Origin of the sequence: Dactylosporangium sp. NPDC000521 (assembly GCF_042898305.1) — a bacterium.
GTDB lineage: Bacteria > Actinomycetota > Actinomycetes > Mycobacteriales > Micromonosporaceae > Dactylosporangium.
On sequence record NZ_JBIAYW010000018.1, the window covers coordinates 111,605 to 131,018 of the forward strand.

Below are 19,414 nucleotides of genomic sequence, written 5' to 3' on the forward strand. Positions count from 1 at the left end.
CTTTTCCCCCGGAAGTTCCCGCTTAACCAGCTCGTTCGCGGGGAAGACGGTGACCATGCGCCTGCCCCGACCGCGAGGACCCGTCTCCGCCACGCTCGCCGCCGCGCTCGCCGGCCCGCCGCGCGACCTGCCGGGCGGCGCCTGGCGGGAGCTGCCGGCGGGCACCGACGCCTGCACCGACGAGGACCTGCAGCTGAGCCTGCACATCTGTTACGAGCTGCACTACCGGGGCTTCGACGGCGTCGACGAGCGGTGGGAGTGGCAGCCGTCGCTGCTGGCGTTGCGCCAGGCCTGCGAGGAGCGGTTCGAGGACGCGTTGCGCGCGACGGTGGCCGTGCCGGCGGCGCCTGCGCCGCACGAGGTGCCGCACGCGCTCACGGCGCTCGTCGACGCCGACGACTCCCCGTCACTGTCGAAGTTCCTGAAGGGGCGCGCGACGCTCGAGCAGTTCCGCGAGTTCGTGCAGCACCGCTCGATCTATCACCTGCGGGAGGCCGACCCGCACACCTGGGCGATCCCGCGCCTGACCGGCCGCCCCAAGGCCGCGCTGGTGGAGATCCAGTCCGACGAGTACGGCGGCGGCCGCGCCGAGCGGATGCACGCCGAGCTCTTCCGCGCCACGATGCGGGAGCTCGACCTGGACGACACCTACGGCGCCTACCTCGACGTGGTCCCGGCCGTCACGCTCGCGACCAACAACCTCATGTCGCTGTTCGGCCTGCACCGCCGCCTGCGCGGCGCGATCGTCGGCCACCTCGCCGCCTTCGAGATGACGTCGTCGCTGCCGAACCGCCGCTACGGCGACGGCCTGCGCCGCCTCGGCGGCAACGCGACCGCGACCCGCTTCTACGACGAGCACGTCGAGGCCGACGCCGTCCACGAGCAGGTCGCCGCCCACGACCTGTGCGGCGGCTTCTGCGCCCAGCACCCTTCGCAGGCGGCGCAGGTCCTGTTCGGCGCGGCGTGCGCGCTCGCCCTGGACGGCCGCTTCGCCACCCACGTCCTGGACTCGTGGGCCGCCGGTCGCTCGTCGCTGCAGCCGGTGCTGGCACCGGTCGGCTGACGTCGCGCATCCGCGGCGCTCACGCTCCGCCGCGCACCACTCGGTGCTCATGCTCCGTCGCGCACCACTCGGTGCTCATGATCGAAGGACGGATCTGGTCACGCGAGCGACCGGATCCGTCCTTCGATCAACCAGTGTCGTGAGCAGCGGCGTAACGCAGCGGGTCAGTCGTCGCCGGTGAGGGGCCGGTCGCCGGTCGGGGCGCTGGGGGCCTGGAAGCGGATCACCTTGTGGGTGCCGTCGCAGAACGGCTTGATCGCCGAACGCCCGCACCGGCACAGCGCCACGGTGGCCCGCCCGGGGTCGACGACCTGGCCGTCCTGCGTGAGCAGCGTGAACTGCCCGCGCACGAGCAGTGGCCCGTCCTCGCAGACGGTGACGGACGCAACCGGCTCTGTCATGCCTCTGGATTTCCCCCGTCGCGGTGGGGGCAAACGGTCAACGGTCGCCCGTCACCAGCCCGGCGAGGCGGCGGGCGGACTCGGCCAGCCGGCTGCGGCCGGGGCGCGCCGCGAGGGCGTGCAGCTCGGGCAGGTCCAGGCGGCCGCCGGCCGGGCAGGCGTCGGCGGCCAGGGTCAGCAGGTCGGCGAGGCCGGGGCGGGCGGTGGCGGTGAGCAGTCCCGGCAGCGCCGCCGAGATCGCCTGCCACACGGCGGTGTGCGCGCCGGCCTTGAGCGCCTCGGTGAGCGGCTGGACGGTGCGCTGCAGCACGATCCGCTCGTCACCGGACAGGGCCGCGATCTCCGCGCCGACGGCGGTGCTGTCCCAGCCGGGCCGGGCCGCGAGGGTGACGAGCGCGTCGGCCGCGGCGAGGCGCATCTCCTGCCGCGACGAGCCGGACAAGTACGCGAGGACCAGCGACATCGCCGGTCCGGGCGGGCCGTCGGCGGCGGCGAGCCCTTCGAGGAACGTGGTGCCGGGGCTGCCGTGCGGGGTGACGAGGAACGGCTGGATGTGCGCGGCCGCCACCTCCCGGTGCGACGGCGTGACCATCGGCCACAGGGCAAGGCGGGGCAGGTGGTGGACGGCGGCGACGCGCTGTGCCCCGGTGCGCGGGTCGGCGACGTCGGCCGGCAGGCCCGCCGCGTCCAGCATCGCGATCCGGCGGCCTGAGTGGTACGCCTGGCCGGGCACCTCCTCGACCCAGGTGCGTGGTTCGGCCGAGGCCGTGCCGATGTGGTCCGCGAACCGGCGGCCCGCGGGCGAGCTGAGCCGCGCGGCGGCCTCGGCGACCGTGGCGTCGACGGTCCGCGGCAGCCGGAGCAGCGCCTGGGTCAGGTCGGCCGGGCCGGGCTGCCAGCCGTCGCGCTCCGCCTGCCGCAGCAGCCCGAGGACCCGGTCCGGGTCGACGTGCCCCGCGAGCGTGGCCGGCGTGGCGAGCAGCGCGGGCGGCGGGTCGGCGGCCAGTCGCGCGGCGAGCTCGACGGACCGCCGCTCGATGAAGGTGCCGAGCGTGGTGACGTACAGGTGGGCGAACTGGTTCTCGTACGGTGGCGGCGCCGTCAACCCGGTCGCGGCGGCGATCAGGTCGGGCCACGGGCCGGCCCACTGCGGCATGACGGCGGCGAGGACCCGGGCGGCGGCGGTCCGGTCGCCGCGGGCGGCGCGCAGCAGCCCGTCGAGCATGAGCTCGTGCCGGACCGGGTCGTCGTCGCCCTTGCGCAGGGTGGTGGCGAGCTCGCCGGCGAGGGCGCCGAGGTCCAGCGGCGCCGGGAACTCCACCGGCAGCGCCGCGACGAGGACCGGGACGGGCGGCGGCACGGGCGCCGCCGTGCCCAGCAGCGCGGCCAGGCGCTGCCCGACAGCGCCGTCGAGCGCCGGCACCTCGTCGCGGAGGCGGTCGCGGGCGGCGGCCGGCAGGTGCGGCAGCCGCGGCTCGATCAGGTCGAGGGTGCGCCCGGCGAGCTCCGCCATCGGGTGGTGCAGACCCGCCACCAGACCGTCGAGGAGGTCGGCCAGGAGGCCATCGAGGGGCAGCTGCCGCAGCCAGCCGAGGTGGGCGCGGACCAGCTTCTTCTCCGGCCGGCTGAGCATGGCCGCGGTGATCTCGGCGAGGGTCGCCGGGTCGAGGGGTGCCGTGTCGTGCAGCGCCCGCAGCGACGTGTACGCCCAGTCCGTCACCGTCGACAGCGGCGCGCCGAGCAGCCCGGTCAACTCCTGCCGGTGCCCGGCGAGCTCGTCGGGGGCTGGGGCGAGCTGCTTGAGCATGGCGAGGAACGGCTGCAGGACCCCCGGCCGGCCGCCGGCGCGCAGGCGGCGCAGGCAACCGGCGATGAGGGTGCCCCGCTCGACCCGGCCGGTCGCGACCAGCTCCAGCAGCAACTCGGGCCAGCCCGACCGGCCGGCGAACGCGGTGGCGACCTGGTCGTCGTCGAACAGGTGCGGCAGCATCCGGTCGAACCACGGGTCCGCGGCGAGGAACTCGGCGTGCTGGTCGCCGCGCCACATCCGGACGTAGCAGGCGACGGCGGCGGGCTCCTCGGGCGGTGGGGCGCCGACGGCCCGCAGCAGTGCCTCCGTGAACGGCCACAGGGCCGCCGCCGCGCGGGACCGCGAGCGGCGCAGCAGGCCGCGCCCGAGGGTCGCGCACCAGTCGGCGCCGCGCAGCCGGAGCAGGTGGGGCAGGGCATCCGGCACGAGGTGCGGCGGCTGCCCGTGCGTCCACGGCGCGTGCAGCCGCTTGACCGCGTCGGCGGCGGCGCCCGTACAGACGACGACGGCGAGGGAGTAGGCGGCGTGCCGCTGCTCGTTGCGCTTCCGGGCGGCCGCTTCGGCCTCGTGCCGCAGGAACCAGACGTTGCCGCGGTTGCGGCGCAGGCGCTCCTGCTGCCGCACGGTCTCCTCGTCCAGCACCATCTCCCCCGGTGCGCCGTCCGCCGTCGCGAACATGGCCACCGCCACGATCCGCCGGCCCGTCGCCGCGCCGCCGATCGCGGGCCCGGCCGCGTGGACGCGCAGGCCCATGACGCCGGGGCCGGCCTCCGGTTCGGGCTCCGGCTCCGGTACCGGCTCGGGCAGCACCGGCGGCGGGGTGTAGGCGTCCAGCTGCGGCAGGAGCGCGGCCCGGTCCCCGGCGGACAGCCCCGCGAGGGCCCCGGCCAGGGCCTCGAGGTCGCCGTCCTCGATCCGTGCGAACACCTCACGCATCCCGCTCCCCCGTCCGATCGGTGATGACGGCCGCGACGACGTGCTTGCACGGCCCGCGGCGGCCCTGATGCTCCGCCCACCAGGCGCAGGTGCACGCGTGCTCGTCGCCGCGCCGGTGGACGAGGTACGTGTGCTCGCCGGAGACGACCTCGAAGCCGTCGGCGGTGGCCACGACCCTGCCGGCCGTGGCGAGCATCCTGGCGGCGGCGAGGCGCGGGTGCAGGGCGGCGACGAGGTCCGCGCGATAGGGCAGCGGCCGATGGAACGAGGACGCCGCCGCGACGTCGTAGCCGACCTGCCCGGCGGTGGCGAGGGCGGCGAGCGCTGCGGTGGCCCGGGGCCGGTCCCAGCCGGTGCGGTCGGCGACCGCCGGGTGGTCGAGGACGGGGTCGGCGGCGAGCAGCGCGTCGAGGGTCTCGGCGTCGCCGGCAGGGTCTCCGCCGGCGCTCAGGTCGGCCAGGAGCCGCCCGTCACCGGCGAAGCCGTGCTGCGCCGCGGTCGACAGCAGCAGCGTGAAGCGGGCCGTGCCGAAGTCCAGCACCCAGCCGCTGACCTGCGCGGGTGCGCCGGTGACCGGCGGCGAGTACAGGGTGACGGTGCGCGCGAGCGGCAGCAGCGGGCGCAGCGGGGCGAGCCGGAACCCGTCGGCGACGCACACCGCCCCGGGCGCGGGCCGGGTCGTGGACCGCCAGCCGGGCCCGGCCGGCATGAGCCAGCGCACCTGCCGGCTCCGCGCGGACATCTCTGCCAGCAGCGTGACGGCCCGCCCGGCGGGCAGCTCGAGCCGTGGGTCCAGCGGCAGCGCGTGCGCCGCGACCTCGGCGAGCCCGCGCAGCCACCGGGCCGGCAGCGGCACCCGCTTCTCGACGATCCTGCCGTCGAGGGTGCCGACGGCGAGCTCGTCGGCGCCGACGGACAGGCGCAGCGGGTCCTGCCCGCCGACCCGGGTCAGCGCCTGGTAGAGCGGTGGGTTCACGTCGACGTTGGTGGTGCCGCGCCCGACCGGCGCGTCCTGCAGCTCGGCGGCGTCGAGGTCGAGCCGCCCGTACACGCCGCCGCACGTCGACGGCGCCTCGAACCGCAGCCGGTCGCCGTCGCCGGTGACCACCGGGTCGCGGCCGCGGCCGGTGCGGGCGGGGCGGAAGTCGGCGCCGGCGATGTCGGCGAGGGCGAGCAGACCACCGGCGACGACCCGGGGCGTGCGGACGAACCCGGCGTAGAACGTCTGCTCCCGCACCCGCTCCGGCGTGGAGGTGGCGAGGGCCAGGTGTCCGCCGGCGAGCCCGGACGGCCGCGGGTAGACCTGGGTGTCGACGGCGGTCGTCGAGTCGCTCGGCACGCTGGGCATCCTGCCACGCCCCGCCCCCGCGCACTGTCCCCTCGCCGGGCAGTGCCTGACGTGCGCACCGGCGCTGTTCGCGGCGCTCCCGGCCCGCGGCTGAGACCGTTTCATCCCTTCGGGTGAGGGTCGGTGTGACTCCGGCGGGGAACGCGAAACGGGTGGGCGGTGCTTCCATCCACGCTCCGAGCCCGATCGGAGGCGCGATGAACACCCTGGACAACGAGTCGACGTGTCTGCACGGGCTCAAACTTGTCGTCCTGGCCGAGCTGGAGATCGCCGGCCGCCCGGAGCGAGCCGTCGGCGTGCCGCTCGACGAGCTGCTGTTCTACCGGGTGGACGCCGACCGCTATGAACTCGGCCTGCACGGTCTCCTCGATGCGGTCATCGCACTTGAGCGAACGTGAACGCAGAAGGCCCTGCTCCGGAGTTCCGTGCCGGTGACGGCACCCGGCAGGCGCCGTCACCGGCGGCGGCCGCTCAGCTCGGCAGTGAGCGGACGCCGTGGAGCCTGATCACTGCGGGTAGTCGCCCGGGTCGACCGAGTCGGTGCCGGCGTTGCCGCCGACGCTGGCCTTGAGCGTGATCTCCCAGGTGGTGTACTGCCTGCTCGTGGTCTTGAACTCGAAGAGGTCGTCGAACTTCTCGAACTCGCAGGAGCGGGTGAACCCGGCGGCGCCCGCGTCCCAGTCGACGCCGGTGGCCATGTACACCTGGTAGTTGCCGTCCTTGACCCGCTTGACCTTGAACGTCTTGCCGGCCGAGACGTAGACCGTCCAGGACGCGACCTTGCTCCCGTTCGGGACGAGGCTCACGACGACGTCGGTCTCGCTGCCGCTGTTGTTGATGGTGAACTCGCCGGAACCGTTGAGGGTTCCCTTCTTCACCATGGTGCCGTTCGCCAGCGTGCGGGTCTGCTGGGCGACCGGCGCCGGCAGCCACGCGCCGAACGTGAAGGCGGACCCGAAGGACTTGACCGCCTCCCGCAGGTAGGTCGCCGCCTGCGAGCCGGTCACCTGGGCGACCGCCGAGGAACCGGCGCAGATCTCGCCGTTCTTGGCGTTGCCGGTCAACGCGATGGAGTCGCTGCCCAACGAGTCGAAGGCCCGCTTGAGCTGCTCGTGGCCGGCGGCCGCCTCCTTCGGCGGGGTGACGTACGCGAACCGGGGCCCGCTCGTCTTGACCGCATCGGCCAGGGCCTGCGCGGCCTCGAGCGTCGCCGCCTGGTTCTTCGCCGCGACGACCTTCTGCCACGCCGGCCCCATGGCCGCGTCGGCCTCGTTCAGGAGCGTCTGGTACGCGGCGGCGGTCAACGGCTCCGGTGCCTTGCTCGGTGTCGGGCTCGCCGATGGGCCGCCGGCCGCACCCGAGGAGGTCCGCTTCTGCTCGGGGTCACCGCCGACGAAGGCCGCGACCCCACCGACACCGCACACCAGCAGGAGCACGGCGGCGACGACGCCGACGATCACCTTGTTCCTCGACCCGCTGGACGTGGCCCGGGCACCGCTCGGCCATCCTGCGCCCGGGCCGCCGGTGACGGCACCGGTGGCCGGCGCGTTCCAGTTGGGGGCACCGGTGGGCGGCATCCCGTACGCGGGCATCCCGGAGGTGGGCGGCCCGTACGCGGGCATCCCGGAGGTGGGCGGCCCGTACGCGGGCATCCCGGAAGTGGGTGGTCCGTACGCGGGCATCCCGGAGGTGGGTGGTCCGTACGCGGGCATGCCGGAGGTAGGCGGTGGCCCGTACGCGGGCATCCCGGAGGTGGGCGGCCCGTACGTGGGCATGCCGGAGGCCGGTGTCCCGGACGCGGGCATGCCAGACACGGGCATGCCGGCGGGCGGCATGCCCGGTGCGGGGGCGTCAGGCGGGCCCCACGCAGGGAAGTCCGGGTTCGGTCCGGAGGGAGAGGGCGGCGTTGTCACGCGAGCACCGTACCGGTTCAGATGCATGTGCATGTGCCCCAGACCGGCATGCGGTCAGGTCCAGGGCCCGCCCGGCGGCCGGCCGCGACCGGACCCATGGCCGCGGCGGCCTTGCAGCGTGGTACTACCCTCCGCCGCATGCCTGATGATCACGTGTACGGTGTCTGCCTCTTCGTCCCGGGGACCGCGGCGACGATGGCGCAGTGGCAGGCCTCGCTCGAGCGTTCCGGCGTGACGCTTGACGGCCAGTCGCTCACGTCGCAGCACTTCGGCTTTCGCGCGCTGGCGGACTGGGTGGAGAACGACGGCTCGTTCGGCCAGGCGTTCGGCTACGGCACGATGTCGGTGGAGGAGCAGTCCGCCGTCGCCGCGGCCGGCAGCGCCCTGGTCCTGGATCTGCCGGTGTACCTCGGTGCGGCGGCGGGAGAAGTGGCGACGCTGATCGCCGCGCTGGGCGACGCCGGAGCGCTCGGCGTGCGACTCGAGCAGTCGAAGCTGGGCTGGCCCGTCACAACCTGGATCCAGGCGCTCGAGGGCGGCGACCCGTGGGTGCTGTACCGCCGCGCCGTCGTGACGCTGCAGGACGGCGGTGAGTCGCGATCCTGCGGCATGCACGCGTTCGGGTTGCCGGACGCGCGGGTCGACGCCCCACCGTCCGAGGCCAACCAGATCCTCGGCGAGTTCAACGTGTACCAACTGGCGGAGGACCCAGTGCTGGTCAGCGGCGACACCTTCAGGCCCGACCTGGACACCCCTCGCCGCCGCCTCGGACGCTGGCCCGACAACGGATATCCGCCGGGCCACGCCTGCCACAACCCCTTCGGCACCTGGCATCTGGGCCCCGAGGGTGGTGCGGCGGATCCGCGGAGCGAGCTTCGCCCCGTGTTCATTCCCGCGCTGGTGAACCTCCTCACCGCCGCCGAGCAACGGGCCGGTCGGCCCCTCCGCCGCGAAGAGGTGGAACGCCTCACCGACGAAGGCACCTGCATGATGATGCCCCACGCCGATGCGCAGAAGCTCGAACGCAGCCGCGGTTACGCAGACCTCGAGCCAGAGCTCGCCTGGATGCAGTGGCAGCTCCTGCGCGACTCCCAGGGCTGACATCGCAGCCTGCGATTCGGTCTGTGCCGGCACACCTGTCGCCCCGACTCGCTGACGTCGCAACTCCATCCGGCCCGGCACCGGACGAACTCGGCAACGGCACGGCCTTCATCCCGCTCACCGCCCTGCGCGCCGGCCTCACGGAGGGCCCTCCGTGAGGGAAGCGCTGCCCACAGAATTTCGGACGCCCCGCGCGGCGGACATGCACGGGACGCCATTGGTGCCCTTCAGTCAGCTGCCCAGCGGCGGCACGGGCGCTCTGCTGAGTCCAACCGCCACTGGTCGAAGCGATTCACCGGACTCGCTGGGCGACCCTCAGCTCCGTCAGGTACCGCTTGACAATTTGGCCCCCGTGGTTCGCGTCGATCAGCCGCGCGATGCAGTCCAGCAGTGCGCTCCGCTGCACATCCGGCAAGGCACGATGGTCGGAGTAGGTCAGCAGCAGATCCAGGTAGTCAGCTGTCGAGTACGGCAGCTCCCACTCGTAGCGGTAGAACTTCGCAGGCCCGAACCGCCCAGAGGACGTGAGCTCCCGATCGTCTTCGACGATGTCACGAGCGGTCTCAAGACGCAGGCCCGGTGGGGTCGACGGATCGAATCGCTCGTAGCACTTCTGGATCTCGACGAAGAATGCCTCGGTCCAGGTGCCGCCAGCGATGTGGTGGGTTCCCACGGTGGCCAGCAGGCCACCGAGACGCAAAGCGTCAGCAGACTTCGACACCCGCACCGCGGGGTCGATCCAGTGAAACGCGGTAGCGGAGAACACCACGTCGAACGGTTCACCGGGCAAGGGCCACTCCTCGAATGCCGCCGTGACGACCTCCACCGCGTCGAACGCGGCAAGATTTCGCCGAGCCACAGCCGCCATGTCCGTGCCCAGCTCGACAGCCACGATGCGGTGACCCCGCTCGGCCAACGGCACGGTCGCCTGCCCAGTGCCACAGCCGATCTCCAGCACCCTCGCCCCAGGCGCTACCCCAGCCGCAGCGAGATCATCAAACATCTGCACTGGGTATCGGGGGCGGGCACGGTCATACCGTGCGGCGTCCTCATTGAAGGTCTCTCGCAACCTCACGTAGTCATTGCCTTCGCTCACCACCAGAGAGTACGAGCGCAGCTCCTACGGCAGGCACCCAATTCTCGATGCCGGGCACGGCAGGGTGCAGACGCTAGCCCGCCTGCCCATCGTTACCGGAAATTCGCAATAACGTGCCCATCCCACGATCCTGAGCCGCCACGAGGACCTCCAGGCGATCGGCGAAGCGGAGCTTGAAGGTCCTCGCGGTCATGACCGGGTCACGGCCGGCGCAGGAAGCCGGCGTCGAGGAACTTGAAGTTCGTGCTCTCCCGGTCGCCGGCGACCGGGGTGTTCGAGCCGTCGTGCACGACGAGCAGGCCGTGCGGGAAGCCGGGCAGCGGGGTCGCGGTCACGGCGGCGCCGTCGCAGCCTTCGGAGCCGTCGGTCCGGGTGCCGGCGACGACCGCGAAGTGGCCGGTCGGGCGAAGGGTCAGCCGGTCGTAGGTGTAGAACGTGTCGTCGCCCTGGCTCGACACGATGAGGGTGCCGGTGAGCGGACCGGTCGGCAGGATGGTGAGGCCCTCGACGTCCGCGGCGATGCGGCCGCCGTAGCCGGGGTCGGCGGCGTAGTCGACGACGCAGTCGTCCTCGGCCTCGTCGAAGCGGGCCGGGACGCCGAACTCGCGGGTCCGCTCCACGAACTGCGGCGCGCCGTGGAAGCGGCCGCCCCACACCGGGATCCGCCACAGGCCGACGGTCTCCTGCGCCAGGTACGCGATCCGGGTCGCCGGGTCGACGACGCTGCCCTCCACCTGGGGGCCGTCGCCGGGGTCGGCGCACGGCGACCAGGCCGAGCCGTCCGGCAGCCGGAACGACGACGGCAGCGTCAGCAGGTCCACCCGCCGGTAGGTGACGGTGCCGCCGGTCGCGACGAGCTGGAACAGGCCGACCTCGCTGGTGCTGCGGCGGCTGACGACGGCGTACGCGGTGCCGTCGAAGTCGCGGAACGTGGCCAGGCCGTAGGCCGTGCGCTGCTCGTTGACCTGGGCCTGGTCGGTGCTGAACGCGAACGGCACGCCGGGCGCGGTCACGTCGGTGAGGGTGCCGGTGGCGGGGTCGATGCGGTAGAAGCGCAGCTGGTCGCGGCCCCGGTCGGTGACGACGGCCAGGTCGGTGGTGCGGCCGCCGAGCCGGAACCCGGGCACCAGGTCGACGTTGTTGAACCGGCCGGCGGCGTCGTCCGCGCCGGGTGCGGGCGGGGTGGCGATCGCCTGCCGTTCGCGGCCCGCGAGGTCGTACACGCGAAGTCCACCGTTCTTGGCGGTGGCGAGCACCCGGCTGGCGCCGCGGTCGCGCTCGTTGACCCAGATGGCCGGGTCGTCGGCGTCGGCGTCGCCGCCGGCCTCGTCGTCGTAGAGGGCCGGGGTTTCCACGGCCGCGGTCACCGTCCTCAGGGAAGGCGCGGCGTGGGCGGCCGTGGGGACCAGGAGCAGCGGCATCGCGGCCGCCGCCGTGACAAGGAGTCGTCGCATCCGCCGAAGCTATGGTGCGTGTCGATCCATCAGGTGAACACGCTCAGTCCGCCGGCGGATCCGCCAGTGGCCAGCCGCCGGCGGCCAGGTGCGCCGACACCCGGGCGACGTCCTCGGCGGACGCTGTCTGCAGCACCGAGTCGTTGATCATGTTCTCGATCTCGGCGGTGCCGATCGGGTCGGTGGTGCGCTGCGACTCCTCGGCGAGTGCCCGCGCGATCCTGTGGATCTCGTCGTCGGTCAGCTTGCGGCGCAGCAGCCCGAGCAGCGCGACGTAGTCCTGCCGGGGCACACCGGACGGGTAGCCGGCCCGCAGCCACTCCACGGTGCGGGTCAGGAAGTTGGAGCGGAGCTCACCCATGACGCCCTCCCACGCCCTCTCACTTGTCCACGACGGTCGGGTAGACGTGCTCGAAGCTGAGCGCCTTGCCGAAGCCCGACGCGACGATGAACGTGATGCCGAGCATGACGCCGAGCAGCACGATCGCGAAGCAGAGGTAGCCGCCGGCGGTGCCCAGCGGACGCGGTGCCCGGTCCGGCCCGCCCGCCCCGTACGCGAGCGACCGCACGCCGAGCGCGAACAGGGCCGGTAGGCCGGCGCCCAGGATCAGGCCGGCCAGCAGGACCTTCCAGGCCGCCTCGAGCACGAACCCAAGGTTGTGCATCTCGCCGGTCCTCTCAGCGGTCCGCGCCGGCGAGCTCGCGCCGGGCGTCCCAGTCGTCGTTGACGTTGGTGTGGTCGATCGGGTCCCGGCGGGACCGCAGGTACATGAACGCGGCCGCGGCGACGAGGACGACGAAGATGACGATCGCGCCGCCGAGGCCGCCGATGCCGTTGCCGAGCCACCACATGAGCGCGCCGACGACCGCGGCGGCGGGCAGCGTGATGAGCCAGGCCGCCACCATGCGCCCGGCCACCGCCCAGCGCACCAGCGCGCCGGGCCGCCCGACGCCGCTGCCGAGGATCGAGCCGGTCGCGACGTGGGTGGTCGACAGCGCGAACCCGAGGTGGCTGGAGGTCAGGATGACCGCCGCGGACGCGGACTCGGCGGCGAGCCCCTGCGGCGGGGAGATCTCGACCAGGCCCTTGCCGACGGTACGGATGATGCGCCAGCCGCCGAGGTAGGTGCCGAGCGCGATCGCCACCGCGCAGGCGGCCTTGACCCAGAACGGGATGTTCTTCGTGTCGGTCCAGTCCCCCGCCGCGATCAGCGCCAGGGTGATGACCCCCATCGTCTTCTGGGCGTCGTTGGTGCCGTGGGCGAGCGAGACCAGCGAGGCGCTGCCGATCTGCCCCCAGCGGAAGCCGTTGTCGGTGAAGCGCTGGGCGACCCCGGCGGTGATCCGGTAGACCAGCCAGGTGCCGGCGGCGGCGACGACCCCCGCGATCACCGGTGACATGACGGCCGGCAGGATGACCTTGCCGATGACGCCGTCGAGCTTGCTGCCGTCGCCGTTCCAGTTGACACCGGTCCAGCCGAGCCCGGCGATCGTGGCGCCGATGAGCCCGCCGAAGAGCGCGTGCGACGAGCTGGACGGCAGCCCGAGCAGCCAGGTCAGCAGGTTCCACACGATGCCGCCGACCAGACCGGCCAGGATGATCAGCAGCAGCGCGGCGCCGCCGTCGGCGACGAGGTCCTGTTTCGGCGTGCCATTGGAGTTCTGGATCTTCACGACCGCGTTGCTCACGGTCAGGGCGACCTCGATGGACAGGAAGGCACCCACCAGGTTCAGGATGCCGGACAGGAGCACTGCGGCCTTCGGCCGCAGGGCGCGGGTGGCGATGGAGGTCGCCATCGCGTTGGCGGTGTCGTGGAACCCGTTCGTGAAGTCGAACCCGAGCGCCGTCACGATCACCAGGACGAGGACCACGGTGCTTTCGCTCACACCTTCGATCGTCACCCCGCCCGGTGCGGCCAACCACCGCAGCAGCCCTGCTCAAGCGTGATTTCGCCGACCGTTTCCCGCCCGGTCACCTACGGGTGCGGCAGCGCGTACCGCACCCGGGTCCAGCCGTCGTCGTGGGTGACGGCGAACGCCTCGGACAGCTGCTGCGCGATCCACATGCCGCGGCCGCCGAGCTGGCGGTCGTCCGGCGGGCGGTAGCCGGCGAACGGGTCGGACGGGCCGGGCCCGTCGTCGCTGACCTCGCAGACCATGCCCTGCGGCGTGACCCAGACCCGCAGCTCGCGGCGGGCGCCCCCGTGCAGCACGGCGTTGCCGGCGATCTCGCTGGTGACCAGCAGCAGCTCGTCGAGCCGGTCGGTGCCGGTCCAGCCGTGCGCGGCGGCGACCCGCCCGACGAGGTGGCGGGCCTCGGCCGCGCTGTCGCCGAGGGGCGTCGCGACGGTGGGCGGGCCGTCGACGGGCGGGACCGGCTCGGGCACCGCGCCGAGGAACTCGGCCGGCGGCCGGTACGTGTCGCTGCCGGGATGGGTCCGCCGGGCGTCGGCGAGCACCTCGCGCGGCAGCACGCGCATGTCATACGGGCAGACGATCCAGGCCGGGGCGTCGGCGAGCACCTCGTTGACCGCCGACTCGAACCGCGCCCAGGTCACGTGCCGCGCCGGCGGCCCGGATCCGGCCTCGCCGATGATCCGGACCGCGTCGTGCCCGCGGCGGGCCGCGTCGGCGAGGAGCCGCCGCCAGCCGGCGACGGTGCTCGCCGGCCGCTGGAAGCAGCCGTCGCGGTCCATGAACGTCACCTTGGCGGCGTCGCCGCCGAGCGCGTCGCGCAGCAGCTCCGCGTTGGCGTCGGTGACGGCCGCGACGACGGCGTGGTCGCTGCGCAGCCCGTCGCGGACGAACGGCACGAGGCCGCCGGTGAACCCCTCGTCCGTGTCGTAGAAGAACGCGTCGTGGGTCAGCGACTCCCGCATCTCCACCACCCCGCCTTCCGACCTCCGGCCTGCCGGGCTCCACCGTACATCTGCCATCACCCGCCGAAGGTGAGGGTATATACGCCGTTCCGCACCATTCGGTCCGGTTTTGGGGAGATCATGGCCTGGTGAGGGAGCACACGGGGGCATTCAGGACACCGGACACCGATCATGTCGTGCACGTCGCCCGGCAGCCGATCTACGACCGCGACGGCATCATGGTCGCCGGCGAGCTGCTGTTCCGGGCGCGGGCGACCGCGACCGGCGCCGACCGCAGCGACTCCGTCGCCACCGCCCGCGTGCTGGTCGCGGCGTTCACCGAGTTCGGGATCAGGGAGCTGACCGGCGACCGGCTCTGCTTCGTGAACCTGACCCGCGACTTCCTCACCGGCCGCCTGCCGCTGCCGTTCGACGGCGGCCAGGCCGTCCTGGAGGTGCTGGAGTCCACCGACGTCGACGACGAGGTCGTCGCCGGGGTCACCGCGCTCGTCGAGCAGGGGTACACCATCGCCCTGGACGACTTCGTGCCCGGCCGCGGCCACGAGGCGCTGCTCCCCCTCGCCACCTACGTGAAGATCGACATGCTGCACGCGTCGGAGCCCGAGGTCCGCGCCGCCGTCGCCGAGTGCCGCCGCTTCGGGCACCTGCGGCTGGTCGCCGAGCGCCTGGAGACCCCCGACGCGCTGCGCCTGGCGTTCACGCTCGGGTTCGAGCTCTTCCAGGGCCACATCCTGGGTCGCCCGCACATCAACTCGACCGTCACGCTCGCCCCGGCGCGGCTGACCCGGCTGCGGATGCTGCAGGCACTCACCGCCGAGGACGCCGACATCGACGAGATCGCCGCGCTCGTCGCCGAGGACGCGGCGCTCACGCTGCGGCTGCTGCGCGCCACCAACTCCGCCGCGCTCGGCCTCAACCGGACCGTGTCGTCGGTCCGGGACACCGTCGTCGTGCTCGGCCTCGACCGGATCCGGCAGTGGGTGACCCTCATGCTCGTCGCCGACCTCACCGAGGCCGACCCCGAGCAGCTCAGCGACGTCCTCGTCCGGGCCCGGTTCAGCCAGTTCCTGGCCGGCGCCGCCGGGGTGCCGGGCGACGTGGCGTACATCGGCGGGCTGCTCTCGGCGCTCGCCGACCTCTACGACGAGCCCGCCGACCGGATGGTGCACGGCCTGCCGCTGGACCCCGTCCTCGTCGACGCCCTCACCACCGGCCACGGCCCGCTCGGCGACGTCCTCGCCACGGCCCGCGCGTACACGACCCCGTCGGCGGAGATGCCCCCGACCGGCACCCTGCCCGCCCAGGCGGCCGGCACCGAGGACATGGTCATGGCCTACCTGTCGGCCGTGCGCTCCACCAACGCCACCCTCGCCGAGCTCACCGCCGACGTGTAGGTTCACGCCGTGGCGGCAGCGGGAGTGGTACTGGTGACCGGCGCGTCCCGCGGCCTGGGTGCGACGATCGCCCGGACCCTCGCGGCCGACGGCTGGGCCGTCGCGGTCAACTACCGGCACGGCGCCGCACCCGCGGCGGCGGTCGTCGCGGACATCCGCGCCGCCGGCGGCACCGCCGCCGCGTTCCCCGCGGACGTCACCGACGAGTCCTCGGTCGCCGCGCTCATGGCGGCCGTCACCGACCGGCTCGGCCCGGTCACCGCCGTCGTCGCCAACGCCACCGGCCCGCAGCCCGAGACGCTCGTCGAGGACCTGACCTGGGACGACCACCTCGGCCAGCTGCTGTTCTTCGTGAAGAGCCCGACCCTGCTCGTCCAGGCCGCCCTGCCCGCGATGCGCGCCGCCGGCCGCGGCCGGGTCGTGCTGGTCGGCTCCGACATGGTCGACCGTGCCCTGCCCGGCTGGTCCGCGTACGTGGCGGCGAAGGCGGCCCAGATCGGCCTGGCCCGCACCTGGGCCCGCGAGCTCGGCCCGCACGGCATCACGGTCAACGTCGTCGCCCCGGGCTGGATCCCCGTCGAACGCCACGCCGACGTGCCCTCCGCGGCACTGGACTCGTACGCGGCCGAGGTCCCGCTGCGCCGCATCGGCCACCCGTCGGACGTCGCCGCCACGGTGCGCTTCCTGCTGTCGGACGAGGGCGCCTTCATCACCGGCGACCGCCTCACCGTCAACGGCGGCCACACCATCGGCTGACCTCAGAGCGCCCGGGTGTAGTGGCGGATCGGCTCGCCGTGGTCGTCCACGCTACGGGACACGGCCGTCCGTTGAACGACAGCGTGTCCGGCGCGACGACCGCGCCGGCGAAGGCGCGGGAGGTGCCGGGGTCGGCGGGCGGCTGCGCGACCACGGGCCGCTCCGCCGTCGCGTCAGCCGGCACCGGCTTCCGGCCGGTGGACGTGCAGCGCCGTCGCGGTGAGGGCGGCGTCCAGCAGGCGGGCGTGCTCGGGGACCGCCGGGTCGAGGCCGGTCATCGTCGTGATCCGGTGCAGCCGGTAGTCGAGCGTGTTGCGGTGGATGTGCAGGTCCAGCGCGGTCTGCCGGCGGTTGTGCCCATGCGCGACGAAGCTGCGCAGCGTGTCGAGCAGATACGGGTGCGCCCGCAGCGGGTCGAGCTTCGCGGCGAGGCGTTGCAGGCCCGGCCCGGGGCGGGAGAGCTGGTACTCCACGAGGACGTCGTCCAGGCGGTACACGCCGGACGTGCGGCCGATCCTGGTCACCAGGTCCATCACCTCGCCCGCCTCGGCGGCCGCGGCCGGGATGCCCGCGGGCGTGTCCGCGGCCGCCGCGGCCGCCAGCACGGTGGTGGACAGCGCCTCGCCCAGGTCCGCGACCATCGACTGCGCGGTGACGCCGTCGGGCAGCAGCACGATGCCGGCGACGTGGTCGGCGAGGACGGGGGTGCCCGCGTGCGCGTCGAGGGCGACCTGCACCAGCCGGTCCGGCGGGCGGGGCGCGAGCCGCACCAGCAGCACCGTGTGCCGCTGGCCGACCTCGACCCTGACGTCCTGCGCGAGGGCCGCGACGACGTGGAACGGCTGACCGTGCAGCAGGGCGGCGAGCAGCTCCCGCCTGGCCCGCGCCGACTCGCCCCGCAGGTCCTCCTGCGCCTGCAGGTGCGCCACGACGACGGCGGGCATCATGCCGGCGAGGCCGTCCAGCAGCAGCGCGCCGGCGGCGGGCAGCTCGGCCGGGGCGGCCACGGCCGAGACCGTGCGCCACCAGGCGCGGGCGCCGATGAGGTACGCCGCGAGCGCCGCCTCCAGCGGGACGTGGTCACGGGCCCGGCGGGCGGACAGCTCCACCACCCAGGTCAGGTCGCCGGGCCGCAGCGACTCCCCGTCGCGGAGCATCCTCAGCAGAAGGCCCAAGACGGTGCCGACCGACTCGCGGACCGGGCCGTCCAGGGCCTCGGCCGGCAGCCCCCGGTAGAACGGCACGTCGGCGGCGCATCCGGCGACGATCTCGCGGGTCAGCTCAGCGAGCCTGGGCGCCAGCCGGTCGTGCAGGTCCCGCATCCCGGCATCGTCACATCGCCCAAACCCGCGCGTCAATCGTTGCCGCAAGTGCGCACAGACACCGGCCGCGGCCGGCGCGACGATTCGAGGACCCCCAACCCGACGAGGAGGCACGATGTCTCACCGTTACGGTCTCGCCGCGCTGCTGTGCGTGGCCGCGCTCCTGGTCCCCGCCCGACCGGCCGCCGCCGCGGACGCCTGGGACGCGCCCGGCCCGTACGCGACCGCCGTCCAGATCGGCGTCGTCAACACCCTGTACTACCCGCGCGACATCGCCACCAGCCCGCGCCGGCACCCGGTGATCGTGTGGGGCAACGGCACCGGCGGCGCCCCGCTCGTCTACCGCGACCTGCTGCTGTACTGGGCGAGTCACGGCTTCATCGTCTCCGCCGCGAACACGCCCACTTCCAACCTCGGCGTCTCGATGCGCCTCGGCATCGACGCCCTCGCCCAGGCCGACGCCGACCCCGGCAGCGTCTTCCACCACCACGTCGACCTCACCCACATCGGCGCGTCCGGCCACTCCCAGGGCGGCGCCGCGGCGATCGTCGTCGGCGCCGACCCGCGCATCGACGCGATCCTGCCGATCCAGCCCGGCCCGCTCGCCGACATCGACGCCGTCCACGTCCCGGCGCTGCTGCTCGCCGGCCAGTACGACAGCATCGTGTTCCCGGCGCTGGTGAAGGCGTTCTACAACGACGCGGACCACATCCCGGCGATCTACGCTGAGCTGCGGGGCGCCGACCACTTCACCGTCGTCGGCGACCCGGGCCCGTTCGCGGCGCCGACCACCGCCTGGTTCCGGTTCCAGCTCATGGGCGACACCGCCGCCGGCGCCGAGTTCACCGGTCCCCGTTGCGGCATCTGTACCGACAGCCGCACCTTCTCCGACGTCCGCCGCAACGCCCTCGCCCCGTAGCCCCCGCAGTTCGGAGGAACCACCCCACATGGACAGCGTCGAGATCCCCACGCCGGACGGCCCGCTGCACGCCCTGCGGTCCGGCTCCCAGGACCCGGCGGCGCCGGTCGTGCTCGCCGCCCACGGCATCACCGCCTCGGCGATGGCGTTCGCGGCGCTCGCCCGCGCCCTGCCGGCCGGCTGGACGCTGCTCGCCGTGGACCTGCGCGGCCGGGGACGCAGCAACGGCCTCCCCGGCCCGTACGGCATGGACCGCCACGCCGAGGACCTCGCCACCGCCGCCCGCCACCTCGGCCGTCCCGTCGTCCTCGCGGGGCAGTCGATGGGCGCCTACGCCGCGCTGCGAGCCGCGGTCCGGGAGCCCGGCCTGTACCGGCGCCTCGTGCTCATCGACGGCGGCCTGCCCCTGCCCGTCCCGCCCGGCGCGGACCCCGACGCGGTCCTGGAGGCCACCCTCGGCCCGGCGATCACCCGCCTGAGGATGACGTTCCCGACCGAGGACGCCTACGTCGACGTGTTCCGCCACCACCCGGCGCTCGCCGCGGACTGGGGCGCCGACCTCGACGCGTACGCCCGCTACGACGCCACCGGCGCGCCGGGCGCCATCCGCTCCCGGGTGTCCCCGGCCGCCGTGGCGGAGGACGGCCGCGACCTGCTCGTCAACGCCGGCAGCTTCGGCGACGACCTGCGCGCCCTGCGCCTACCGGCCGACCTGCTGCACGCCCCGCGCGGCATGTTCGGCCAGGAGCCCGGCCTGCTCCCCCAGCCCGTGGTCGACCGGTGGACCGGGCAGAGCGCCCTGCGCGCCGAGCTCATCCCGGACTGCAACCACTACACGATCCTCACCACCCCGCGAGCCACCGCGAGGCTCGCCGAGGTCCTCACCGCGCGGTGACGGCCGAAGCGGGGGGGCCGCCCCCCCCCGGGGCGCCCCCCCCCCCCGGCGGCCCCTCCCCCCCGGGGGACGCCCCGCGGGCATTGTGGGTGCGGCGGGCCGCGTGGCCCCCGCCCCCCCCCCCACC

Annotated in this window: 18 protein-coding genes; 7 read left to right on the forward strand and 11 right to left on the reverse strand. The window is 74.1% G+C overall.

The window, feature by feature from the left end; translation table 11 throughout:
• Positions 1-55 precede the first annotated feature (55 nt).
• Positions 56-1,063 carry an iron-containing redox enzyme family protein gene (locus ACFY3L_RS40925; RefSeq protein WP_389337355.1) on the forward strand — a complete coding sequence of 336 codons (1,008 nt, stop codon included), beginning with the start codon at positions 56-58 and terminating at the stop codon, positions 1,061-1,063.
• Between the two features lie 164 nt (positions 1,064-1,227).
• Here ACFY3L_RS40925 and ACFY3L_RS40930 read toward each other — a convergent pair whose 3' ends face one another.
• The 3 genes from ACFY3L_RS40930 to ACFY3L_RS40940 are packed head-to-tail and all read right to left on the reverse strand — an operon-like array spanning position 1,228 to position 5,549.
• A complete protein-coding gene (locus tag ACFY3L_RS40930) occupies positions 1,228-1,464 on the reverse strand; it encodes a CDGSH iron-sulfur domain-containing protein (protein WP_389337358.1) in 237 nt (78 codons plus the stop codon).
• A 37-nt stretch (positions 1,465-1,501) separates the two neighbouring features.
• Positions 1,502-4,210, reverse strand: coding sequence for a hypothetical protein (locus tag ACFY3L_RS40935; protein WP_389337361.1), 2,709 nt, complete (start codon positions 4,208-4,210; stop codon positions 1,502-1,504).
• Positions 4,203-5,549 carry an SWIM zinc finger family protein gene (locus tag ACFY3L_RS40940; protein WP_389337364.1) on the reverse strand — a complete coding sequence of 449 codons (1,347 nt, stop codon included), beginning with the start codon at positions 5,547-5,549 and terminating at the stop codon, positions 4,203-4,205. Before ACFY3L_RS40940 ends, ACFY3L_RS40935 begins: the two co-directional genes overlap by 8 nt.
• A 206-nt stretch (positions 5,550-5,755) precedes the next feature.
• Here ACFY3L_RS40940 and ACFY3L_RS40945 point away from each other — a divergent pair, with 206 nt between their 5' ends.
• Entirely contained in the window at positions 5,756-5,956 is a 201-nt protein-coding gene (locus ACFY3L_RS40945) for a hypothetical protein (protein ID WP_389337367.1), read from the forward strand.
• A 108-nt stretch (positions 5,957-6,064) separates the two neighbouring features.
• Here ACFY3L_RS40945 and ACFY3L_RS40950 read toward each other — a convergent pair whose 3' ends face one another.
• A complete protein-coding gene (locus tag ACFY3L_RS40950) occupies positions 6,065-7,210 on the reverse strand; it encodes a hypothetical protein (protein WP_389337369.1) in 1,146 nt (381 codons plus the stop codon).
• 399 nt (positions 7,211-7,609) lie between these two features.
• On the opposite strand from ACFY3L_RS40950, the gene ACFY3L_RS40955 reads away from it, so the two are divergent.
• Entirely contained in the window at positions 7,610-8,572 is a 963-nt protein-coding gene (locus ACFY3L_RS40955) for a hypothetical protein (protein ID WP_389337372.1), read from the forward strand.
• Between the two features lie 292 nt (positions 8,573-8,864).
• Here ACFY3L_RS40955 and ACFY3L_RS40960 read toward each other — a convergent pair whose 3' ends face one another.
• The 6 genes from ACFY3L_RS40960 to ACFY3L_RS40985 all read right to left on the reverse strand — a co-directional run bounded on the left by ACFY3L_RS40960 (position 8,865) and on the right by ACFY3L_RS40985 (position 14,001).
• The gene (locus tag ACFY3L_RS40960) at positions 8,865-9,668 is read right to left on the reverse strand and encodes a class I SAM-dependent methyltransferase (RefSeq protein ID WP_389337375.1); all 804 of its coding nucleotides are present in this window, start codon (positions 9,666-9,668) and stop codon (positions 8,865-8,867) included.
• Positions 9,669-9,868: 200 nt separating this feature from the next.
• Positions 9,869-11,122, reverse strand: a complete 1,254-nt coding sequence (locus ACFY3L_RS40965) for a phytase (protein ID WP_389337378.1) — start codon at positions 11,120-11,122, stop codon at positions 9,869-9,871.
• A gap of 43 nt (positions 11,123-11,165) precedes the next feature.
• On the reverse strand, positions 11,166-11,483 hold the full coding sequence (locus ACFY3L_RS40970; RefSeq protein WP_389337381.1) for a DUF3349 domain-containing protein: 318 nt from the start codon (positions 11,481-11,483) through the stop codon (positions 11,166-11,168).
• A gap of 19 nt (positions 11,484-11,502) precedes the next feature.
• The gene (locus ACFY3L_RS40975) at positions 11,503-11,787 is read right to left on the reverse strand and encodes a hypothetical protein (protein WP_389337384.1); all 285 of its coding nucleotides are present in this window, start codon (positions 11,785-11,787) and stop codon (positions 11,503-11,505) included.
• Between the two features lie 13 nt (positions 11,788-11,800).
• Positions 11,801-13,009, reverse strand: coding sequence for an anion permease (locus tag ACFY3L_RS40980; protein ID WP_389337387.1), 1,209 nt, complete (start codon positions 13,007-13,009; stop codon positions 11,801-11,803).
• 89 nt (positions 13,010-13,098) lie between these two features.
• Positions 13,099-14,001: an anti-sigma factor RsbA family regulatory protein gene (locus ACFY3L_RS40985; protein ID WP_389337390.1), complete on the reverse strand. Its 903-nt coding sequence runs from the start codon at positions 13,999-14,001 to the stop codon at positions 13,099-13,101.
• Positions 14,002-14,129: 128 nt separating this feature from the next.
• On the opposite strand from ACFY3L_RS40985, the gene ACFY3L_RS40990 reads away from it, so the two are divergent.
• Together ACFY3L_RS40990 and ACFY3L_RS40995 are read left to right on the forward strand one after the other, a co-directional pair.
• Positions 14,130-15,395: an EAL and HDOD domain-containing protein gene (locus ACFY3L_RS40990; RefSeq protein WP_389337393.1), complete on the forward strand. Its 1,266-nt coding sequence runs from the start codon at positions 14,130-14,132 to the stop codon at positions 15,393-15,395.
• A gap of 9 nt (positions 15,396-15,404) precedes the next feature.
• Positions 15,405-16,151, forward strand: coding sequence for an SDR family oxidoreductase (locus tag ACFY3L_RS40995; protein WP_389337396.1), 747 nt, complete (start codon positions 15,405-15,407; stop codon positions 16,149-16,151).
• A 173-nt stretch (positions 16,152-16,324) separates the two neighbouring features.
• Here ACFY3L_RS40995 and ACFY3L_RS41000 read toward each other — a convergent pair whose 3' ends face one another.
• Entirely contained in the window at positions 16,325-17,473 is a 1,149-nt protein-coding gene (locus tag ACFY3L_RS41000) for a PucR family transcriptional regulator (protein ID WP_389337399.1), read from the reverse strand.
• A 115-nt stretch (positions 17,474-17,588) separates the two neighbouring features.
• Here ACFY3L_RS41000 and ACFY3L_RS41005 point away from each other — a divergent pair, with 115 nt between their 5' ends.
• Together ACFY3L_RS41005 and ACFY3L_RS41010 are read left to right on the forward strand one after the other, a co-directional pair.
• Positions 17,589-18,392, forward strand: a complete 804-nt coding sequence (locus ACFY3L_RS41005) for an alpha/beta hydrolase family protein (RefSeq protein ID WP_389337402.1) — start codon at positions 17,589-17,591, stop codon at positions 18,390-18,392.
• Positions 18,393-18,420: 28 nt separating this feature from the next.
• A complete protein-coding gene (locus tag ACFY3L_RS41010) occupies positions 18,421-19,287 on the forward strand; it encodes an alpha/beta fold hydrolase (protein ID WP_389337405.1) in 867 nt (288 codons plus the stop codon).
• Positions 19,288-19,414: the final 127 nt, after the last annotated feature.

Bases quoted from the DNA above. Each gene is read 5' to 3' on its own strand.
- ACFY3L_RS40975 (WP_389337384.1), bottom strand. From the start codon at position 11,787: ATGCACAACCTTGGGTTCGTGCTCGAGGCGGCCTGGAAGGTCCTGCTG.
- ACFY3L_RS40965 (WP_389337378.1), bottom strand. From the start codon at position 11,122: ATGCGACGACTCCTTGTCACGGCGGCGGCCGCGATGCCGCTGCTCCTG.
- ACFY3L_RS41010 (WP_389337405.1), top strand. From the start codon at position 18,421: ATGGACAGCGTCGAGATCCCCACGCCGGACGGCCCGCTGCACGCCCTG.
- ACFY3L_RS41000 (WP_389337399.1), bottom strand. From the start codon at position 17,473: ATGCGGGACCTGCACGACCGGCTGGCGCCCAGGCTCGCTGAGCTGACC.
- ACFY3L_RS40950 (WP_389337369.1), bottom strand. From the start codon at position 7,210: ATGCCCGCGTACGGGCCGCCCACCTCCGGGATGCCCGCGTACGGGCCG.
- ACFY3L_RS41005 (WP_389337402.1), top strand. From the start codon at position 17,589: ATGTCTCACCGTTACGGTCTCGCCGCGCTGCTGTGCGTGGCCGCGCTC.
- ACFY3L_RS40930 (WP_389337358.1), bottom strand. From the start codon at position 1,464: ATGACAGAGCCGGTTGCGTCCGTCACCGTCTGCGAGGACGGGCCACTG.
- ACFY3L_RS40935 (WP_389337361.1), bottom strand. From the start codon at position 4,210: ATGCGTGAGGTGTTCGCACGGATCGAGGACGGCGACCTCGAGGCCCTG.
- ACFY3L_RS40985 (WP_389337390.1), bottom strand. From the start codon at position 14,001: ATGCGGGAGTCGCTGACCCACGACGCGTTCTTCTACGACACGGACGAG.
- ACFY3L_RS40970 (WP_389337381.1), bottom strand. From the start codon at position 11,483: ATGGGTGAGCTCCGCTCCAACTTCCTGACCCGCACCGTGGAGTGGCTG.
- ACFY3L_RS40945 (WP_389337367.1), top strand. From the start codon at position 5,756: ATGAACACCCTGGACAACGAGTCGACGTGTCTGCACGGGCTCAAACTT.
- ACFY3L_RS40955 (WP_389337372.1), top strand. From the start codon at position 7,610: ATGCCTGATGATCACGTGTACGGTGTCTGCCTCTTCGTCCCGGGGACC.
- ACFY3L_RS40925 (WP_389337355.1), top strand. From the start codon at position 56: ATGCGCCTGCCCCGACCGCGAGGACCCGTCTCCGCCACGCTCGCCGCC.